General features: G+C 73.0%; 14 protein-coding genes. 5 read left to right on the forward strand and 9 right to left on the reverse strand.

Features of this window, described 5'->3' with window-relative positions; genetic code table 11:
• Window positions 1-61: 61 nt before the first annotated feature.
• Both R2D22_RS33480 and fxsT read left to right on the forward strand, forming a co-directional pair.
• Entirely contained in the window at window positions 62-1,423 is a 1,362-nt protein-coding gene (locus R2D22_RS33480; protein WP_318108895.1) for a TIR-like protein FxsC, read from the forward strand.
• Window positions 1,407-5,363 carry an FxSxx-COOH system tetratricopeptide repeat protein gene (gene fxsT / locus R2D22_RS33485; RefSeq protein ID WP_318108897.1) on the forward strand — a complete coding sequence of 1,319 codons (3,957 nt, stop codon included), beginning with the start codon at window positions 1,407-1,409 and terminating at the stop codon, window positions 5,361-5,363. The genes R2D22_RS33480 and fxsT overlap by 17 nt, the downstream gene beginning before the upstream one ends.
• Before the next feature lie 57 nt (window positions 5,364-5,420).
• Here fxsT and R2D22_RS33490 read toward each other — a convergent pair whose 3' ends face one another.
• From R2D22_RS33490 to R2D22_RS33520, 7 genes are all read right to left on the reverse strand, one after another.
• Window positions 5,421-6,284, reverse strand: a complete 864-nt coding sequence (locus R2D22_RS33490; protein WP_318108899.1) for an alpha/beta fold hydrolase — start codon at window positions 6,282-6,284, stop codon at window positions 5,421-5,423.
• 152 nt (window positions 6,285-6,436) lie between these two features.
• Window positions 6,437-6,673, reverse strand: coding sequence for a hypothetical protein (locus tag R2D22_RS33495; RefSeq protein WP_318108901.1), 237 nt, complete (start codon window positions 6,671-6,673; stop codon window positions 6,437-6,439).
• A gap of 56 nt (window positions 6,674-6,729) precedes the next feature.
• A complete protein-coding gene (locus R2D22_RS33500) occupies window positions 6,730-7,215 on the reverse strand; it encodes an NUDIX hydrolase (RefSeq protein WP_318108902.1) in 486 nt (161 codons plus the stop codon).
• A gap of 37 nt (window positions 7,216-7,252) precedes the next feature.
• Entirely contained in the window at window positions 7,253-7,987 is a 735-nt protein-coding gene (locus R2D22_RS33505) for a D-Ala-D-Ala carboxypeptidase family metallohydrolase (RefSeq protein ID WP_318108904.1), read from the reverse strand.
• A gap of 156 nt (window positions 7,988-8,143) precedes the next feature.
• On the reverse strand, window positions 8,144-9,421 hold the full coding sequence (locus R2D22_RS33510; RefSeq protein WP_318110137.1) for an NAD(P)/FAD-dependent oxidoreductase: 1,278 nt from the start codon (window positions 9,419-9,421) through the stop codon (window positions 8,144-8,146).
• A gap of 95 nt (window positions 9,422-9,516) precedes the next feature.
• Window positions 9,517-10,935 (reverse strand): FAD-dependent oxidoreductase, encoded by a 1,419-nt coding sequence (locus tag R2D22_RS33515; protein WP_318108906.1) that lies wholly within the window; start codon window positions 10,933-10,935, stop codon window positions 9,517-9,519.
• A complete protein-coding gene (locus tag R2D22_RS33520) occupies window positions 10,932-12,509 on the reverse strand; it encodes an FGGY family carbohydrate kinase (protein WP_318108907.1) in 1,578 nt (525 codons plus the stop codon). Before R2D22_RS33520 ends, R2D22_RS33515 begins: the two co-directional genes overlap by 4 nt.
• 308 nt (window positions 12,510-12,817) lie before the next feature.
• Here R2D22_RS33520 and R2D22_RS33525 point away from each other — a divergent pair, with 308 nt between their 5' ends.
• Both R2D22_RS33525 and R2D22_RS33530 read left to right on the forward strand, forming a co-directional pair.
• Window positions 12,818-13,795 (forward strand): hypothetical protein, encoded by a 978-nt coding sequence (locus R2D22_RS33525; protein WP_318108908.1) that lies wholly within the window; start codon window positions 12,818-12,820, stop codon window positions 13,793-13,795.
• Between the two features lie 177 nt (window positions 13,796-13,972).
• Entirely contained in the window at window positions 13,973-15,505 is a 1,533-nt protein-coding gene (locus R2D22_RS33530) for an amino acid permease (RefSeq protein WP_318108909.1), read from the forward strand.
• A gap of 100 nt (window positions 15,506-15,605) precedes the next feature.
• On the opposite strand, the gene R2D22_RS33535 is transcribed toward R2D22_RS33530, so the two are convergent.
• Complete coding sequence (locus tag R2D22_RS33535; protein ID WP_318108910.1) at window positions 15,606-16,382, reverse strand: GntR family transcriptional regulator; 777 nt, start codon at window positions 16,380-16,382, stop codon at window positions 15,606-15,608.
• Between the two features lie 255 nt (window positions 16,383-16,637).
• Here R2D22_RS33535 and R2D22_RS33540 point away from each other — a divergent pair, with 255 nt between their 5' ends.
• Window positions 16,638-17,978 carry a DUF2252 domain-containing protein gene (locus R2D22_RS33540; RefSeq protein WP_318108911.1) on the forward strand — a complete coding sequence of 447 codons (1,341 nt, stop codon included), beginning with the start codon at window positions 16,638-16,640 and terminating at the stop codon, window positions 17,976-17,978.
• A 19-nt stretch (window positions 17,979-17,997) separates the two neighbouring features.
• Here R2D22_RS33540 and R2D22_RS33545 read toward each other — a convergent pair whose 3' ends face one another.
• Window positions 17,998-19,398, reverse strand: coding sequence for an FAD-dependent oxidoreductase (locus tag R2D22_RS33545; protein WP_318108912.1), 1,401 nt, complete (start codon window positions 19,396-19,398; stop codon window positions 17,998-18,000).
• Between the last annotated feature and the right edge of the window lie 62 nt (window positions 19,399-19,460).

A 19,460-nucleotide genomic window follows, 5' to 3' on the forward strand; every position in this document is an offset into this window, starting at 1 on the left:
CCGTAGGGGAATTGACCTTCCTACACTGAGCATCCATCTGCATGGACGGGGGGAGTCGTTCGTGTCCGGAAACGTGGGAGGCACCAGTCGTGATCGCGCGGCGCCGTACTTCTTTCTGAGTTATGCGCACACCCCGAAGAACCATCCGAAGGACCGCGACCCCAACCACTGGGTGGATCGCTTCTACCGTGATCTCTGCGACCACGTACTGCAGTTGACCTCGCTGCCCGCCGGAGTGCCGGCGGGCTTCATGGATACGCAGATGCAGCCCGGCGAAGGCTGGCAGGAGCGGCTCTCGGAGGCGCTCGCCTACTGCAGGGTCTTCGTTCCGCTCTACTCGCCCCGATATTTCCTCAGCGAACAGTGCGGCCGGGAATGGTTCGCGTTCTCCCAGCGGGCGGTCAATCACCAGTCACGGGGCAACGGAGGCAACGGAAGCTCCGTGAGCGAGATCGTCCCCGCGCTCTGGGTTCCCGTGCCGCTGCGACAACTGCCCCAGCCGGCCGAGCGCCTGCAGTTCAATCACGCCAGTTTCGGCGACGACTACGCGGACGAGGGCTTCTACGGATTGATCAAGCTGAAGTACCTGCGCGAACAGTACGAACGCGCCGTCTACCTGCTGGCCAAACGCATCGTGCGGGTCGCTGAGGAGACGAGCCTTCCCGAGGGGGACCCCCACCGGGACTACCTGTCCGTGCCCAGTGCCTTCGGACCGCCCGGCCCCGCCAGGGAGATGGACGTGTCGGTACTCGCCTGCTCCAGCACCGCCCTTCCACAGGACCGCAGATCCGCCTGCTACGGCACCCACCCGCGCGAGTGGAACCCCTACCAGCCCGACGCGTCCCGCCCCCTCGTGGAGCACGCCGCCGAGCTGGTGCGGAACCTGGACTACCGAGTGAACGTAGGGGAGTTCGAGGCCGACGCGGGACGGATGCTCGCCCCCGGACCGCCCCGTGCCCCCGGCCTTCTGCTCCTGGACCGCTGGGCGCTCGCCACCGAGCACGGCCGGGAGCTGGTCGAGCGGCTTTCCTCCGAGGACCGGCCGTGGATCAGCGTCATGGTTCCGTGGAACCGCTCGGACCCCGACTCGGCCTCGCGGGAGAACACGCTCCGCCACATCGCCGACGAGGTCCTGGCGCCGCGCGAGGTGGAGACCGCCGGACACCGTTCGCCCGGCGGCGGACTGCTCAGCCTGGAGGCCTTCAACCAGGAACTGCCGCGCGCGGTGAAGGCCGCCGAACGGCACTACAAGGCGCACGCCCGCACCTTCCCACCGGAAGGCCCCAGCACCCCGCTGCCACGGGTGCTGCCGTCGGGCATCGGCTACGGGGCGGACGTCCCCGAGCTCCCCGATCAGCGCACGGACGAGGTACCGAGCAAGTCGGAGAAGGGGGAGGGCTCGTCGTATGACCGAGAATCGTGAAGGAACCGTCGTCACCTTCTACTCGTACAAGGGCGGGACCGGCCGGACCATGGCCCTCGCCAACACCGCGTGGATCCTCGCCTCGAACGGGTACCGGGTGCTCGCGGTCGACTGGGACCTGGAGGCTCCGGGCCTGCACCGGTTCTTCCACCCCTTTCTCGATCTGGCCGCCCTGGAGGCCACCCCGGGGCTGATCAACCTCATCACCGAGTACCAGACCGAGGTCCGCAGGCCGGCCGACCGCACGACCGACTGGCACCGCGATTACGCCCGGGTCCGGCCGCACGCCACCTCGCTCAACTGGCCCTTCCCCAAGGGCGGCAGTCTCGACTTCCTGTCCGCCGGGCGGCGCAACCGCGACTACCAGGCCACCGTCGGCAAGATGGACTGGGACGACTTCTACGAGCGGTTCAAGGGCGGCCAGTTCTTCGACGCCATGCGCGCCGACATGCGCCGGCACTACGACTTCACCCTGATCGACAGCCGCACCGGACTGAGCGACATCGCCGACATCTGCACCGTCCAGATGCCGCAGGTCCTGGTCGTCTGCTTCACCCTCAGCGACCAGAGCATCGAGGGCGCCTCGTCCGTCGCGCGCGACATCGAAGAGCGGTACGGCGACCGGAACATCCGGATCCTGCCCGTGCCGATGCGGATCGACGACGGCGAGAAGGAGAAGGCGGACGCCGGGCGGGCCCTCGCGCGCAAGAGCTTTGCCGGACTGCCCAACGGCATGAGCGTCGACCAGCTCTCCCAGTACTGGGGGACGGTCGAGGTCCCGTACCGGCCGTTCTACGCGTACGAGGAGATCCTCGCGACCTTCGGCGACGCGCCGAACGTCTCCAGCTCGCTGCTCACCGCATGCGAGCGCCTGACGTCGGTGCTCACCCGCGGCGCCGTCAGCACCATGCCGCCGATCGACGAGGCCGAGCGCCTCACCTACGTCACCGCCTACACCCGCCGGCGGCCCGCGCCGCCCGCGAACATCGTGCTGTCCCACGTCGCCGAGGACCAGATGTGGGCGGACTGGCTCACCTCGCTGCTCAACCGGGCCGGGTTCCAGGTCGCCGCACTCGACGCCCGCTCCACACAGGTCTCCGGCGTCGAGGCCGACTTCGCCGCCAGCGGCGGGTACCGGGTCGTCTCGGTCGTGTCGCAGGCCTACCTCAGCTCGCAGCGCGCCCGGGCCCTGTGGGAGTCGGTCATCGGGCAGGACCCGTCGGGCGGCCGCCGGCAGCTCGTCCCGGTACGCGTCGGAGACGTCCGGCTCGGCCTGCCGCTCAGCAGTCGCGGCGTCGTCGACCTCGTCCGGCTCGACGCCGACGAGGCCGCGTCGACCCTGCTGACCGCCCTGGACAGGGAGGAGGCGGTCGGCACGACGCCGGTCGCCCCCGGCGGCCCGCGGTTCCCCGGCAGCGCCCCCCGGATCTGGAACGTACGGCCCCGGCACGCCTGGTTCACCGGCCGCACCTCGATCCTCGAACGGCTCCGCGACCAGCTGCGCGGCACCCGCGCGGGCCGTCGGCTGCCCCAGGTGCTGTACGGCCTGGGCGGCGTGGGCAAGACGCAGGTGGCCCGCGAGTACGCGCACCGCTTCCGCGCCGACTACGAGCTGGTGTGGTGGGTCGAGGCCGAGCAGCCCGACCGGATCGTCTCCTCGCTGGCCGAACTCGCCGCCGAGCTGGGCCTCGCCGCCGACGGCAACGTGACCGAGGCGGCGACGGCCGCGCTGCAGGCGCTGCGGCGCGGGGTGCCCTGTACCCGCTGGCTGCTGATCTTCGACAACGTCGAGGACCTCGACCAGGCCCTGGACCTGCTGCCCGACGAGACCCGGCCGGTCGCCGACGGGCTGTACGGACACATCCTCGTCACCTGCCGGAACAGGCCGGTCTCCAGCCGCGTCGAGACCATCGAGGTCGACGTCTTCACCCGCGCCGAGAGCGTCGAGCACCTGTGCCGCCGGGTCAACAAGCTGCCCGCCCGGGACGCCGACCGGGTTGCCGAAGCCGTCGGCGACCTGCCGCTCGCCGTGGAGGTCGCGGCCGCCTGGCTCGCCGAGACGGCGACGCCGGTCGACGCGTACGTCGAGCAGCTCAAGGCCCAGACGACGAAGGTGCTCTCGCTCGGCCGGGCCGAGGACTACGCCGAACGGATCGGTGCCACCTGGAACATCTCCATCGACCGGCTGCGCGCCGAGTCGAAGGCGGCGGTCCGGCTGCTCGAACTCTGCGCGTTCTTCTCGGCGGAGCCCATCTCGATGAAGCTGATCGGCAGCACCGCGATGCTGGGGTACCTGCTGCCCTACGACCCCGACCTGCGCGACGGCTACATGCTCGGGAAGGTCATCCAGGCCCTGAACCGGTTCGCCCTTGCCAAGGTCGACCCGGCGGACAACAGCATCCAGGTGCACCGGCTCGTCCAGGCCGCGGTCCGCTCGGGCCTCTCGCCCGCGGACCAGGAGCGGACGATGCACGAGGTCCACAACATCCTGGCGGACGTCAGCCCCACCGAGGGCAGCGACTCCGACATCAAGATCAGCAACCCCAAGCACTGGGCGGGGTACGAACTGATCTGGCCGCACCTCGGCCCCTCGGGCATCGTCGACTGCGACGAGGAGAACGGCCGCCGGCTGCTCGTGGAACGCGTCCGCTATCTGCTCAAGCGCGGCGAGCTGGAGACCGCCCGGGTACTCGGGACGCAGCTCAACGAGACCTGGACCAGGAAGCTCGGCGAGGACGACCGGACGACGCTGAACCTGCGGTTCGAACTCGCCAACGCGTTGCGCTCGCAGGGCAGGTACCAGGACGCGTACGAGATGGACCAGGACACCCGGGCCAGCCAGCGGCGCATTCTGTCGCCCGGGCACCCGAACTCGCTGACCACCTCCGGCAGCCTCGCCGCCGACCTGCGCGGACTCGGCCGCTTCGCCGAGGCCCTGGAACTCGACCGGGAGATCCTCGAGGGATTCCGGGCGATCTTCGGCGCGGACCACCCGAGCACCCTGAAGGCCGCCAACAACCTCGCCATCGACCTGCGCCTCAACGGCGACAGCGAGGAGGCAAGGCGGCTGGACGAGGACACCGTGGACCGTCGCTCCGAAGTGCTCGGACCCGACCACCCGTACACCCTGACGACGCAGGGCCACCTCGCCAGGGACCTCCGGGAGACCGGCGACTTCGGGGCCTCGGTGGCGCTGCTGCGCAAGGTGACCACGGCCTTCGAGGAGGTTCTCACCGCGGACGTGCCGGAGGTGCTGCGGACCAACAAGAGCCTCGCCGTCTCGCTCCGCAAAGCCGGCAGCCCGCACGAGGCCAAGCGGCTGTCGGAACTGACGTACGGCCGCTACCGGGAGCGGTACGGGACGCGCGTGCCCGACGCGCTGGCCTGCGGGCTCAACCTGGCCGCCGACTTCTCGGCGGTGGGGGAGAAGCGCGCGGCCCTCGAACTCGCCCGGCAGGTCCTCGACGGATACCGGGAGGCCGTGGGAGACGCGCACCCCTTCACCCTGGCCTGCCGGAACAACATCGTGATCTATCTGCGCGGCGTCGGAGCGACCGAGGAGGCGCTCCAGGAGGGCGAGGCCGTGCGGACCGCGATGGAGGAGAAGCTCGGCCCGCGGCACCCGTACGCGCTCAGCGCGGCGGTCAACCTGGCCAACGTGTACGGGGACCTGGGCCGGACGGACATGGCCGAACAGTGGGAGCGCAGCACGCTGGAGGCCCTCGTCGAGCGGTACGGGCCGACCCACCCGGACGCGCTGGTCTGCCGCTCCAACCTGGCGATCACGCTGCGTGCGGCCGGCCGTGAGGACGAGGCCCAGCGGCAGCGTGCCAAGGCCCTGGAGCCCGCCGTGAAGCAGTTCGGCGCCGACCATCCGATCGCCGAGGGGGCCAGGGCCTGGCGGCGGGTCAACCGCGACCTGGAGCCGCAGCCCGTCTGACGGCGCGCGGAGCGGGGCGGTGGTGGCCGGCCGGAGGTCCGGCCGGCCACCACCGCCTCACCAGATCGTCCAGCCGAGGACCCGCGTCAGCACCCGCAGCGCGCCGAAGTGCGCCGCGCCGCGCTCGATGACGAGCTCGGCGCGCGGGATCCGCTCGGCGAGCCAGCGGGTGTGCTGCACGGGCGCGAAGATGTCCTTCTCGCCGTGCCAGAGCAGTACCGGGCCGTCGATGTCCTCCGGCCGGAACTCCCAGTCGCTGCTGAACGCCATCACGTCGTCGATCCAGCCGTCGGCGGAACTGCTGAGCCCCTCGGCGAAGTTCCGCACGAGCATGGACCGGATCCCCGCGTCCGCGACGATCTGCCGGTCGGCGGCGGGCAGGTCCTGGTGCATGTCGGCCACCGAGGCCGCGGGGTCCGCGCGGATGGCCAGGGAGCGGTACTCCAGGGCGGCCGTCAGCTGACGGTGCCCGGCGGCGGCGTTGATGTACTCCCGCACGTTGGACTCCGTCATGCCCTCGAACCAGTCGAGACCCGGGGCGTTGCGCGGCGCCAGGCCGACCAGGGCCGCGGTCCGGACCGTCCGGTCCGGAAGCAGGGCGGCGCAGGCGAGCGCGTGCGGCGCGCCGCCGGAGCGGCCCACGACCGCGAACTCGTCGATGCCCAGCGAGTCCGCCACCGCCTCCACATCGGCCGCGGCGGCCGCGACCCGGCGGCCCGGCAGCCGGTGCGAGTCCCCGTAGCCGGGTCTGTCGAAGGTGATCAGCCGGACCCCGAGCCGGTAGAGCACGGCGGTGCGGGGGGCCGGGCCGAGCCGGCTCCCCGGGGTGCCGTGGAGCAGGAAGACGGGGCGCCCGCGCGGATCTCCGAAGGTCTCCACCGCGAGGTCGCGGCCGTCCTGGGTTCGTATCAGCTGCGCCATGTGGTGCCTCCCCCGTACGAACGACACGCCGCAAGTATGAAGTCAGGAAGCATGGTTGGTACATACGCCCTCCGGCCGAACGGCCGGTCGCTTCCGGCCCGGGTTCCGGTTCGCGCGGCCCGGTTCCGGGCCCCTCCGGTCGGTACCCGCCCCTAAGGCGTGCGCGCCACCGGTGTGCTGCGGAGGGAGGTGACCAGGTCGAGGAGGCGGGCCTCGTTGCCGGTGAGGCCGGCGGCGCGGAGGGCCGTGTCGGCGTCGGTCATGGAGGGGGTGAGGATGACACCGGCGAGGGGGGTGAGCGCGGGGTCGCTGAAGACGGCCTGGGTGGTTTCGAGGAGTCGGATGTACGCCTGGGCCGCGGCGCGTTCGCGTGCGGTGATGCCGGTCATGTCGGGCTCCCTCTCGACGGGTCGGAGATCTCCACCCTCTCGCACGGGTCTGACAGTCAGGCCCTGCCGCCCCGCGCGGCCAGGTGCACGGCCAGACGTTCGAGGAAGACCCGCTGGCCCGTCACCAGCAGCGGGAGCGCGTCCGGCGGGGTGAACCAGCCCACGCGGTCGATCTCCGGGAACTCCCGCAGCGTGCCCGACCCGCGCGGCCACTCCATCGTGAAGGTGCCCGGAACCACGCGGTCCAGATCGAGGTCGGCCTCGACGGCCCAGATCGTCACGGTCTTGCCGGAGCTCTGCCGGGCCTCGCCCAGCGGGACACGGTCGCCGTCCGGGGCGGGCAGTCCGAGCTCCTCCTCGAACTCGCGGGCCGCGGCGGCCTCCGGGGTCTCCTCGGGGCCGTACTCGCCCTTCGGGATGGACCACGCGGACTGCTCGCGGCCGGCCCAGAACGGCCCGCCCATGTGTCCGATCAGTACCTCGATGCCACCGCCCGCGGCGGTGCGGAAGAGGAGGAGACCCGCGCTTCGCTTGTCCGGCATGCCGTCAAGTGTGGGCGAGCGCGGGCCTCCGCGCACCTCAGATGCCGCAACTGCTCGCCGACCAGTAGCGGCTCGCGCGGTGGTCGACGTGGGCGTGGTCGCCGTGTCCCGGATAGCCCGGGCCCAGGATCCCGTTGAAGCCGTGGTTGCGGGCCTGCTTGGCGAGTGTGCACAGGGACGGCGAGCCCGTCAGGTCGACGCCGTCGCCGTACAGGTGCCGACTGTCCGACGCTCCGCCGACCGCCGAGTTGCAGGCGTACGAGCGGAAGCCGCTGCTCACCGAGATCGGCACGTCGCCGAGCGCGTGCCGCATCGCCTCCAGCTTCCACATCGCCCGCAGCGCGTTCGACTTGGCCGTCGCCGCGCTCACCGCGCCGCCCGACCAGTCGCCGTTGCACTTGTTCAGCTCGGCGTACGTGAAGTGGACCGGGGTGCAGTCCGCGTCCTGGAGGGCGTACAGCTTGGCGAAGGTCGCCGGGCCGGCGACGCCGTCGGCCGCGAGTCCGTACGCCTGCTGGAAGCGTGTGACGGCCGCCTTCGTGGCGGGGCCGTAGTCGCCGTCGAGCGAGAGGACCGCTCCGTAGCCCGGGTAGCCCGCGACCCGGATCTGCAGCTGGGTGACGTCCGAGCCTGACATGCCCGAGGACAGGGTGCGGCCCCAGGTGTAGCACTCGTCGGCGTGCGCCGTACCGGATGTGGCGACCGTGCCCGCGAAGGCCGCGGTCACCACCAGGACCAGGCCGAGCAGGAATCTGACCGTACGCCGGACCATGACACCTCCGTGCGGAGAGAGGGGACGGGGTGGGAAAGGTACTCGCCGTGCTGGGTGTGCTGGGTGTCATGAGCATGGTGGGTTGATGAAGGGGTGGTCAACAGCGTCGGTGAGGTGCCACAGGACCGGACCACTGGCACCGTGTCCGACGCCGCCTCAGCGGGTGCGCAGCACCACCGGTCCGCCCTCCGGGTCCACCGCGTGCGCCCAGTGCGGCGCGATGCGGACCGAGCGCGAAGGGTCCAGGGCGGTGAGCCGACGGGTGCGCAGGAGCAGCCGCCCGTCCTGCACCGCCACCAGCACCGGCAGCCCGAGCGGCTCGGCGGGCCGCAGCAGGAACGGCCGCCGCGCGAGCGGCGCGTCGATCCGGTTCGGGCTCACCCACAGCAGCGGCGGCTCGACGACCAGCGGTACGGTGCGGGACGGCCAGGGCGCGCCGGCCAGATGCCGGAGCACCGCGTACGCCGCGTCCCGGCCCTCGCGGGCCGCCACCGCCGCGGACTCGATGCCCCGCAGCACGTTGCCCGCGGCGAACACTCCGGGCACGGACGTGCGGAAGGCACCGTCCGCCACGGGCCCCCGAGTCGCCGGGTCGAGCGCCACCCCGCCGGCCCGGGCCAGCTCGTGGTGCGGGATCCAGTCGTCCGTGAAGACCACCGTGTCGCAGGCGAGCGTGCCCGTACGCCCGCCCCGGTGACGCACCGTCACCCCCGTGATCCGGCCCTGCCCGACGAGCCCGGTCACGGTCGTCCACGCGAGCAGCGGCACCGGGACCCGGTCGGTCGTCAGGCCCCGCCGGTACGTGGACGGGGGCTGCCCCTCCGTCACCCGAGCCACGACCTCCAGGCCCGCGTCCCGCAGCGTGCGCGCGGCGTGCGGGGCCACCGGCCCGGCCCCGACCACCACCGCGCGCCGCCCGATCGCGTCGCCCCGCATCCTGTACAGGTTCACCGACTGCTGCAGCTCACCCGCCGTCAGCACCCCCGCCGCCCGCGCCCCCGGCACGAGCCGGGCGCTCCGCGGCCGCTCGCGCGCGCCGGTGGCCAGCAGCACGGCGCGGGCGGTGATCCTCTCAAGGCCGCCGGGCCCTGTGACGTCGAGCGTGAGGGACTCGGCTGGGGAGGCGACCCGCTCCTCGGGTCGCCCCGGCTCCCACGCAGCCGGTCCGGGTCCCTCGGCCGGCCAGCCCGTGGCCGTCACCCCCGTCCGGATCGACGCGCCCGCGCGTACCGCCGCGTCCGCCAGGTTGCGGGCGTACTCCGGGCCGTCGAGCGGGCGCCACGGGAGCAGCGCGGCCCCGAATCCGCCGTGGGCGCAGTGGCGAGGCACCCCGCCCGGCGCCGGGTCACGTTCCAGGACCTCGACGCGGCCGGCGCCCGCCGCCGCGAGCGTGGCCGCGGCGGTCAGGCCGGCCGGACCGGCGCCGACGATCAGGACCTCGACCGTACGGCGGCGCCGGCTACCACCCGCCCCCGCGTCCCCCGCCCCCGCGTCCCCTGCCTCCCGCGCGCCGCTCGCGTCCACTGCGTTCACCGCCGTGCCTCCTCGAACTGCGCCCGCACCGCCGCCCCGCAGGCGACGCCCTGGCAGCGGCCGCCCCGGGCGCGGGTGCGCCGCCGCAGGCCGTCGAGCGTGGCGGGCGGGACGACGGAGTCCAGCGCGTCCCTGATCTCGCCGCGCGAGACGCGCTCGCAGTGGCAGACCAGCCGCCCGTACTCCGGGTCCCGGGCGATCAGCGCGGCGTCCTCGTACGGGCGGGTGAACGCCTCGCCGAGGTTCGGCATGCGCACCGGGGCGAGGGGGCGTTCAGGTCCCAGCTCCAGGCCGCCGTCGGCCAGCAGGCCGACCACGTGGGCGGCGATCGCCATCGACGCGGTCAGGCCGGTGGAGCGGATCCCGCCCACCGTCACGTACCGCTGCCGGGGGTGCGCGGTGATCCGGTAGTCGTCGTGCTCCGTGGCCGCCCGCAGGCCCGCGTAGACGGCCGTGACCTCCTCCTCGACCAGAGCCGGGAGGATCCGCCGGCCCTGCGCGCGCAGTGCGGCGAGCCCCTCCGCGGTCGATCCGGTGGCGGTCCGGTCGTCCAGGTCCTCGGCGGTCGGGCCGAGGAGGACGTTGCCGTACACCGTCGGGGACACCAGCACACCCTTGCCGAGCCGGCCGGGCACCGGGAGCAGGATGTGCCGGACCAGGCCGCGCGCGAACTTGTCGTACACGATCAGCTGGCCGCGCCGCGGGGTCACCGTGAAGTCGTGGTGACCGAGCAGCGCGTCGAACGTGTCCGCGTGCAGCCCGGCCGCGTTCACGAGGTGCCGGGCGCGCAGCACTCCGCGCGGGGTCACCAGGCGGTGCGGGTCGCCCTGGCGGACCTTCTCCACCCGGCAGTCGAGGTGCAGGTCCACGCCGGAGAGCACGGCCTGGGTGGCGTACGCGAGCGTCGTCGTCCACGGACAGACGATCGCCTCGCCCGGCACGGAGAGCGCCCCCAGGGCGCCGGCGCCGAGGCGGGGTTCGAGCCTGCGCAGCTCGGTGGGGCCGACCGGCCGGGTGTCGTGACAGCCGTTGCGTGCGGCCTTCTCGGCGAGCCGGGGCAGCGCGGCGAGCTGCTCCTCGTCCCATGCGATCAGGAGCGCGCCGACCGGCTCGACGGGAATGCCCGTCTCGGCCGCGTACGCGAGCAGCCGGGCCTGTCCGTCCCGTACGAGCCGGGACTCCAGCGAACCGGGCACCGCGTCGAAACCGGTGTGCAGGATCGCGGTGTTGGCCTTCGAGGTGCCGTCGCCGACATCGCCGGACGCCTCGACGATCGCGACGCGCAGGCGGTGGCGGGCAAGCTCGCGCGCGATCGCGCAGCCGACCACCCCGGCGCCGACGACCGCCACGTCGTACACCGCTGGCGCCGAGTCGTCCCCCGCGCCCGGCAACGGCCCGGATCGCGTCACCGTCATCCCGCAGCGCCCGCCCCGTCGAGTCGAGCCCGGTCGGGCCGAGCCCCGTCGGGCGGCGCCCCATCCAGCGACGCCCCAGCCACGGGCGCCCCAGCCACGGGCGCCCCGCCGACCGGCGCCCCAGCCACCGGCGCCCTGTCCAGCAGCTTCTCCACCGCCGTGCGGAACCGGCCGCGGCGCTCCGCCGCCTCCGCGGCCGTGATGCGCGGCTCGTACACCGCCGAAGGGCCGATCCGCGGGACGGCGTCGGCCGTCCTGAGCCCGGGGTCGAGCCCCATCTGGGCAGCCGCTGCCACGCCGAGCGCCGTCACGTCGGGCAACGCCGAGACTTCGACGGGGAGTTGGAGGAGATCGGCCTGGGTCTGCATCAGCAACGCCGAACGGGTCAGACCGCCGTCGGCCCGGAGCACCTCCAGCGGTCGGCCGAGGTCCCCGGCCGCCGCGTCGGCCAGTTCGGCGACCTGGGCGGCGAGTCCCTCGCACAGGGCCCGGACCAGATGTCCCGGTCCGGTGTCCAGGCCGAGACCGGTGAGCGAGCCGCGCAGATCGCCGCGCCACCACGGCGCGGCGAGTCCGGCCAGCGCCGGAACGAAGGTGACGCCCCCGGAGTCCGGCACCGATTCGCCCACGACGTCCAGGTCCGCGGCGCCGCCCGGCAGCACACCCAGGTCGGTCAGCCAGCGCACCGCGGACGCCGCCGTGTACACCTGGCCGTCCAGGCAGTAGCTGGTCCGCCCACCGAGCCGCCAGGCGACACAGCTGACCAGCCCGGAGGTGCTGCGGCGGGGGAGCGGGCCGGTCTGCGCGAGCAGGAACGCCCCCGTGCCGTACGTGCACTTCGCGGTTCCGGGCTCGGTGACGCGCTGGGCCAGCAGCGCGGCCTGCTGGTCGACGAGCAGCCCGGTGAGCGGCAACGGCGGGCCGAACGCGGTCGTCGTGCCGACCGGGGCGTCCGCGTCGACGATCAGGGGCAGCCGCTCGCCGAGCAGACCGAACACGTCCAGCGCGGCGTCGGACCACGAGAGCGAGTCGAGGTCGAGGAGTTGGGTGCGTCCGGCGGTCGAGGCATCGGTGACGAACGCGCCGGTGAGCCGGTGCACCAGCCAGGCATCGGTGGTCGTGACCACACCCTCGCGGGTCAGGTGGCGACGGATCCAGGCCATCTTCGGTGCGGCGAAGTACGGGTCGAGCGGCAGCCCGGTCAGCTTGAGCAACTCCTCGCTGTACTCGGCGAGTTCGGCGCACAGCGGCTCGGCCCTGCGGTCCTGCCACACGAGCGCGTCGGTCAGCGGCTCGCCGGTGGCCGGGTCCCAGGCGAGCACCGTCTCGCCCTGGTTGGCCAGCCCGACGGCGGCCACGGAGCCGGCCGCGGCACCGGCGTCGGCAAGCGCCGCGCGTCCCGCCGCGACGACGGACTCGTGAAGTTCACGCGGGTCGGCCTCGACCCGTCCGCCCGGCAGGTACCGGGGGCGAACCGCCGCGGAACCCGTGCCGAGGACGCCCCGCTCCGGGCAGACCACGAGGGCCTTCGTCCCCGACGTGCCCTGGTCGACGGCGAGCACCGCAGGGGTCATCGCGCCACTCCGCCCACCGCGCCGCTCCGTCCTCGGATCCTTGATCGCAGGGTGGAAGCCTGGACCAGTCGGCGGGTGGAGTCAAGCGTTCCCCAGGGTTCACGAAACCCCGCTTTCACTGCTGACTTCAGGTCAAAAAACGTTGCTGGCCGAATAGTTGCGGCGCACGGATCGACTGGATGCGAATCCTCCAGCGACGCCTATAGTGATCGCCGATCGACGGCAGGGCGGCCCGGGGGAGACCGTCCCCTTCCCGCGTCCCGAGGAACCATGATCCCGAGCCCGTTACCGCACCCACGCCCCGCCGTATGACCCGCGGCCACGGCTTCCGGCCGGTGTACCACCCGGCGGGCCACGACAACGCCCTGCGCGTGGCGGTCCAGGACCTGCGCTCCGGCCGCTGGGTGTCGATGGCCCGATTACTCGACGGCACGTCCGGCTGGTGCGCGTGGACGCGGCGCACCCAGGTGCTGGCCGCCGTCGCCGCGGGTTCGGACGTCGTACGGGTCTGGCGGTCCGAGGAGCCGGAGAGCGTCGCCGCGCTCGTCATGCACACCCGGGTCGCCGTGGAGCGGGCATTACGCGCCCACCGCTCCGGCCACCCCCGCGCCGAGGATCTCCGCCAGGACGCCAGGGCCGGCTGCCTCACCGCGGCCGCCACCGTCCCTGCCGACCCCGTTCCCTGGATCTGCCTGCTCGCCCTCGCCGCGCTCGACGGCGACGGACACGGGGAGAACCGGCAGCAGCCCCCGGCCCCGATGCTCCCGCCCGGTCCCTGGGGCCTGCTGGCCGAGGCCGCCCGGCGCGACCCGCACAACCGCGAGGCCCACCACCGGATGCTCCAGTACCTCTACGCGCGCAGCGGCGAGGGACCGGCCTCCGAGGCGCTCGCCTACGCCCATTGGGCGGCCGACGCGGCCCCGGTCGGCTCGGCTCTGCACGCCCTGCCGCTCTACGCGCGGGTGGAGCGCTACCGGCGTGAGCGCGGCCACGAGCAGGCACTCGACCTGTACTGGGTGGCCGAGGACTCGATCCGGGACGCGTGCCGCGCCCTCGACTCCTGGTTCCTGTTCTGCGACACCGACGAGGCGTCCCTGCTCGATCTCAACCACCTGGCGCACGCCCTGTGGGGCGCGATCCGCTTCGACGACGCGGCCCGCGTGTTCACCGCGCTCGGCCCGTACTGCACGACGCTGCCCTGGGCCCACCGGACCGAGGACCCCGGCGACGCCGCGCTCGCCGAGGAGGTCTTCCGCGCCGCCCGCGCCCGCTGCCTCGGCCCCTGACATCGCATCAGTCCATCCCCTTCCTTCAGCCCCCTTCCTTCAGCCCCCTTCCTTCAGCCCCCTTCCTTCAGCGCCCGCCCCTCAGCCCGTTCCCGTCCATCAGCCCCCGCCCCTCAGCCCGTCCCCGTCCTTCCCCCGCCCTCTCCCCGTCCCGCTCACCCACCCGGAGGCACCGGCATGTCCCGCACCACCCGCGTCGCTTCACCGCGTGAAGCGGAGCAGCCGCCCCAGGACGAGGAGTCACGGCTGCGGGAACTCGGCTACCGGCCGGTGCTCGCACACCGCATGGGCGGCTTCGGCAACTTCGCCATCAGCTTCTCCGCCATCTCGGTCCTGTCCGGTTGCATGACCCTGTACGGCTTCGGCATGGGCTCGGGCGGTCCGGCGGTGATGATGTGGGGCTGGACAGGCGTCGGCGTGTTCGTGTTGTGCGTGGCGCTGGCCCTGGCCGAGCTGACGAGCGCGTACCCCACGTCCGGCGCGCTCTCCCACATGGCCGACCGGCTGGGCGGGCGCCGCTGGGGCTGGTACACCGGCTGGCTGAACCTGCTCGGCCTGCTCGGCGCGATCGCCGGCGTCGACTACGGTGCCGCACTCTTCACCGGGGCTTTCCTGAAGCTCCAGTGGAACATCACGCCGACACCCGTGACCACCTTCCTGATCTTCCTGGGCATCCTGTTGCTGCACGCGCTGCTGAACCTCTTCGGGGTCCGCCTCGTCGGCGTGCTCAACTCGATCAGCGTGTGGTGGCACCTGGCCGGAGTGGCGGCCGTCGTCGGAGCGCTGGCGATCGTTCCGGACCGTCACCGGTCGCCGGGCTTCGTCTTCACCGAGTTCGTCGACGAGACCGGCTGGGCCAACCCGTTCTACGTCGCCGCCGTCGGCCTGCTGCTCGCCCAGTACACCCTCTCCGGGTACGACGCCTCCGCCCACTTCTCCGAGGAGACGTCGAACGCCTCGGTCAGCGCGGCGAAGGGCATCGTTCGGGCCGTCTGGGCCTCCTGGATCGCCGGGTTCCTGCTGCTCGCCGGGCTCACCTTCGCCATTCAGGACTACGCGGGCACGACGGGCACGGCGACCGGTGTCCCGCCCGCGCAGATCTTCCTCGACGCGTTGGGTGCGGACGGGGCGGCCGTGCTGCTGCTCGTCGTGATCGTGGCCCAGCTCTTCTGCGGCAACGCGGAGGTGGCCGCGGCGAGCCGGATGGTGTTCGCGTTCAGCCGCGACAACGCCCTGCCCGGTTCGACGCTCTGGCGGAAGGTCAGCAGCCGGTCGCAGACGCCTGTCCCGGCGGTGTGGCTGTGCGTCGTGGTGGCCGCCGTCCTCGCCCTGCCATCGCTGCACTCGGCCACCGCGTACGGCGCGGTGGCGGCCGTCAGCGTCATCGGGATCATGCCCTCGTACGCCATCCCGGTCTACCTGAGGCTGCGGGCGGGCAAGCGGTTCGTGCCTGGCCCGTGGAGCCTGGGCCGGTGGAGTCGGCCGATCGGCTGGATCGCGGTGGTTTGGGTGGCCTGCGTGACGGTGCTGTTCTGCCTGCCGCAGCGGTCTCCGGTGACGGTCGACTCGATGAACTACGCGGTCATCGCGCTCGCGGTGGTCCTGCTCCTGGCCACCGTGTGGTGGTACGTGGCCCGCCGGTCGTACGGGACGCCGTCCTCGTACGGGACCGCCCGTGAGGAGGCCGAGATCGCGGAGGGCATCGTCTAGGTGGATCGCGGCGGTCCGCCCGCGGGCGCGCGGATCCTGTGCTGCGCGCCGTGCCGGTGGCGGCCGGCTCCGGCGTTCCGCCCGGGTCATGGCAGTGCTGTCAGCTGCCGAACTCGTAGGTCAGCGACGTCCCTTGGCCGAGGAAGTCGATGTCCGTGATCTCCAGTGGCTGACCGTGCTGGTCGTTCACCACCCGGTGGACGACCAGCCGGGCCGGTCCGGCGGCCGAGCCGTCGCCGCGGGGGCTCTGCCGGGTGACGCCGACGGACTCGCGGTGGGTCACCCGCAGCCCTGCCAGGTGCATCCAGTGGTAGAGCAGCCGCAGGTCCGGCTGCTGCCGGTCGTTCGCGACCCGCCGGTGCCGGGCGACTCGCCGGTAGTGGGCGAGCTGCGGGATCCGGACCAGCGCGTGGCGCGAGAACCGCGACTCGGCCCGCTGCACGGTCGAGCCGTCGGCCGTCAGGACGACCTGCCGGTGGACGAGGGTCGGTTCGCCCGGCATGAGCGCGAGCGGTGCGGCGAGCGCGGCCGGTGGCGGCTCCCACGAGAGCGCGGCCCGTACGACCGCCCCGGTGGTCTCCGCACCACCGGGAAACGCCTGCCGGGAGGCGCGCAACACGGGCCGCCGGTCGGTGAGTTCGTCGGGCACGGCGAAGGTGCCGCGTCGGTCGGTCGCCACCCGCCCTTCCTCGCGCAGCAGTTGGAGGGCGCTGCGGACGGTCTGGCGGTTGACTCCGTGGCGCCGGGCGAGTTCGCGCTCCGGCGGCAGCCGGACACCGGGCGCGAGTCGACCCAGCGCGAGGTCGTTCCGCAGAGCGGCGGCGACCCGGAGGTAGAGCGGCGTCGCCGCGGACCCGTCGGATGCGGGATCGGTCATGTCGAGCCTCTCTCTTCGCGCAGCGTGACTGCACAGACCGTATGGGTGATCACGTTCTATCATTGGTCTAAACCAATAGGGAAGTCGATCCCGGGAGCTTGGCCGAAAGGGGCAGCCCGCTGCGACCCGTCCCCTCGGGATGCGGGCCCGCGCCCCCGGCTCTTAACTGTGTGAGACGGCTCGGCAGTACCTGTCGGCAGCGCATGCCGGCAGGACGGTGGCGCCGGGCACGGCGCGAGAGGCGGGTGAGGCCGGATGACGACTCCGTCCGAGCGGGCCGCGCGGGGCAAGGCGGTCCGCAAGAGGGTCCCCCGTGCCGCGCACGGCCGATGGATACCCGCTTCCCTCCGCCCGGACCCCCTGTCGGTCCTGGAGCGGGAGGCCGTGGACCGACTGCCCGACCTCCTGCCGCTCCGCTACGGCCGGATGGCCGTCTCGCCGTTCGCCTTCCTGCGCGGCGCGGCCTCGGTCATGGCCGCCGACCTCTCGGCCCAGCGCCACACGGGACTCACTGTCCAGCTCTGCGGCGATGCCCACCTGCTGAACTTCGGCGTCTTCGCGTCACCCGAACGGGCGCTCCTCTTCGACGTCAACGACTTCGACGAGACGCTGCCCGGCCCCTTCGAATGGGACGTCAAGCGGCTCGCCGCGAGCGTCGCCGTCGCCGCGCTGCAGAACGGCGGCACCAAGGCCAAGGCCCACCGCGCGGCCCTGGTCTCCGCCACCGCGTACCGCGAGGCGATGCGGAGCCTGGCCGAGCTCGGCGAACTCGCCGTCTGGTACGAGAAGGTCGAGGCGCAGGACCTGATCGACGCGGTCCGCGGCAGCCGGCGCGCCCGGGTGGCGGCCGGACTGGCGCACGCCCGCCGCCGTACGAGCCTCCAGGCGCTGCGCAAGCTGACCGAGGAGACGCCGGAGGGAGGCAGGCGGATCGTCGAGGACCCGCCGCTGCTCGTACGGGTCGGCGAACTCGACCGGACGACGCTCGGCAAGATCTTCAGCGACTACCGCAGCTCCCTGGCGGAGGAGCGGCGGCTGCTCCTGGACCGCTACCGGTACGTGGACGCCGCCCGCAAGGTCGTCGGCGTCGGCAGCGTCGGCACCCGCTGCTTCGTCCTGCTCCTGGAAGGCCGGGACGTCGGCGATCCGCTGATGCTGCAGATCAAGGAGGCCGGAAAGTCCGTCCTGGAGGAGTACCTCCAGCCGAGCGCGTACCAGCACCAGGGCCACCGCGTGGTCGCCGGGCAACGCCTCATGCAGGCGGCGGGCGACATCTTCCTCGGCTGGATGACCGGACCAGAGCGACGGCACTTCTACTGGCGGCAGCTGCGCGACATGAAGGGATCGGCGGAGGTCGAGACCATGTCGGCGTCCATGCTGCGCGACTACGCGGCGCTGTGCGGCCGCACCCTGGCCCGCGCGCACGCCCGGTCCGGCGACCGCATCGCGATCGCCGGATACCTGGGCACGTCCGACGTCTTCGACCGCGCCGTCGCCGAGTTCGCCATGCGCTACACGGCCCAGAACGCCGACGACTACGCGGCGCTCACCGCCGCGATCGCGGCGGGCGTGATCGCGGCGGCGCCGGGGGTGTGAACAGCGCGGCCCGGAGGGGTTACTCCTCCGGGGCCTCGCGCCACATCGACGGCTCGCGGTGCCCCGGGAGCACCGGGCCGAGCACGGCCCGGAAGACCTCCGGCGCGAACAGGGCCGTGACCGGCGCGCTCAGGGTCAGCACCTTGCGGAACGCGCCGCCGACGACCGGGTCGCCCATGTAGCGCTCCTGGACCCGGCCGAGGTACCAGGAGGCGGGCTTGTCCGCCGGCCGGTCGCCGAGGACGTTCCCCGTGACGCCCGGCATCTTCTTGTCGGCGCCGTTGGAGATGTCCCAGGCGAACTTCGAGGCGTCGAACAGGGCGCGCTGCACCCGGCGGGTCGACGGGGTCCGCTTGCGGTCGCCGAGCGCATCGCGCAGCGCGACCGCGCTCAGCGCCGCGACGGCCATGCCCTGTCCGTAGATCGGGTTGAAGGTGGCCAGCGCGTCACCGGTGGCGAGGAAACCGGCGGGGCGGCGGCCAGGACGGTCGTACCGGCGGCGGACGTTGGCGGTCTTGCGGAACCCGAAGACCGGCGAATCGGGCTCGGCGCGGGCGAGCCACTCCGAAACGATCGGGTGCGGGAGCCGCTTCGCGTACTCCTCGAACCCGGCCTCGTCGGTCGGCGGCGCGTCGGCGCGGAGGCCGGACAGCGTCACCAGGTGGCGGCCCTCGCCGATGGGCAGCACGACACCGCCGTACACCTGCTCGGGGTTGGGGACCACGTAGTACCCGAGCGCATCCGTGCGCTCCGGCTCCTCCTCCGACCGGTAGACCCGCGTGGCGTACGCGAGCCCGGTGTCGAGGATCTCCTCGTGCGGGGCCTCCGCACCGATCCCGGCCAGCCAGTCGGGGGCCTTCGAGCCGCGCCCCGAGGCGTCCACGACCAGGTCGGCCTCCAGCGTGCGAGTCTCCTTGTCCGACCCGGCGCCGCGCTCGCGCAGCAGCACGCCACGGACCCGCGAGGAGTCGCCGGCCAGCCCGACCGCCTCGGTGCCCTCGACGCTCTCGATCCGCGGATCGGCGAGCACCCGGCGGCGCACCAGCCACTCCAGCTGTGGACGCGAGCCGGTGAAGAGGTGCGTCGTCGCCGGAGTGCGCCTGATCCAGCAGCCATTGGCCCACTGCACCAGATCCTGTGGCATGCCCACCTTCGGCGCGCCCAGCTCGGTCAACTCGTCGAGGAAGCCCGGCAGCAGCGACTCGAGCGCCTGCTGCCCGCCCTCCAGCAGGACATGGAGGTGCTTGCCCTGCGGGACGCCCGGGCGGGCCTCGGGCCCCTCCGGGAACCGGTCCCGCTCGACCACCGTCACCCGCTCCGCGTGCTCGGCGAGCACCCGCGCCGCCAGCAGCCCGGCGAGACTGCCCCCGATCACCACCGCATGGCGCGTCCGACGTCCGTTCCCCAACTGGTCGGTCATGCCCGCCCTTTCGTCTCGGTTTCCCCTGGTCGGTCTGTGACCGACCAGTATCCACGGTCGGC

Source organism: Streptomyces sp. HUAS YS2 (assembly GCF_033343995.1).
GTDB lineage: Bacteria > Actinomycetota > Actinomycetes > Streptomycetales > Streptomycetaceae > Streptomyces > Streptomyces solicathayae.

Excerpts from the sequence above, each read along its gene's own strand:
- R2D22_RS33500 (WP_318108902.1), bottom strand. The coding sequence starts at position 7,215 with ATGCCGGACAAGCGAAGCGCGGGTCTCCTCCTCTTCCGCACCGCCGCG.
- R2D22_RS33515 (WP_318108906.1), bottom strand. The coding sequence starts at position 10,935 with ATGACGGTGACGCGATCCGGGCCGTTGCCGGGCGCGGGGGACGACTCG.
- fxsT (WP_318108897.1), top strand. The coding sequence starts at position 1,407 with ATGACCGAGAATCGTGAAGGAACCGTCGTCACCTTCTACTCGTACAAG.
- R2D22_RS33520 (WP_318108907.1), bottom strand. The coding sequence starts at position 12,509 with ATGACCCCTGCGGTGCTCGCCGTCGACCAGGGCACGTCGGGGACGAAG.
- R2D22_RS33530 (WP_318108909.1), top strand. The coding sequence starts at position 13,973 with ATGTCCCGCACCACCCGCGTCGCTTCACCGCGTGAAGCGGAGCAGCCG.
- R2D22_RS33545 (WP_318108912.1), bottom strand. The coding sequence starts at position 19,398 with ATGACCGACCAGTTGGGGAACGGACGTCGGACGCGCCATGCGGTGGTG.
- R2D22_RS33495 (WP_318108901.1), bottom strand. The coding sequence starts at position 6,673 with ATGACCGGCATCACCGCACGCGAACGCGCCGCGGCCCAGGCGTACATC.
- R2D22_RS33540 (WP_318108911.1), top strand. The coding sequence starts at position 16,638 with ATGACGACTCCGTCCGAGCGGGCCGCGCGGGGCAAGGCGGTCCGCAAG.
- R2D22_RS33505 (WP_318108904.1), bottom strand. The coding sequence starts at position 7,987 with ATGGTCCGGCGTACGGTCAGATTCCTGCTCGGCCTGGTCCTGGTGGTG.
- R2D22_RS33490 (WP_318108899.1), bottom strand. The coding sequence starts at position 6,284 with ATGGCGCAGCTGATACGAACCCAGGACGGCCGCGACCTCGCGGTGGAG.
- R2D22_RS33535 (WP_318108910.1), bottom strand. The coding sequence starts at position 16,382 with ATGACCGATCCCGCATCCGACGGGTCCGCGGCGACGCCGCTCTACCTC.
- R2D22_RS33525 (WP_318108908.1), top strand. The coding sequence starts at position 12,818 with ATGACCCGCGGCCACGGCTTCCGGCCGGTGTACCACCCGGCGGGCCAC.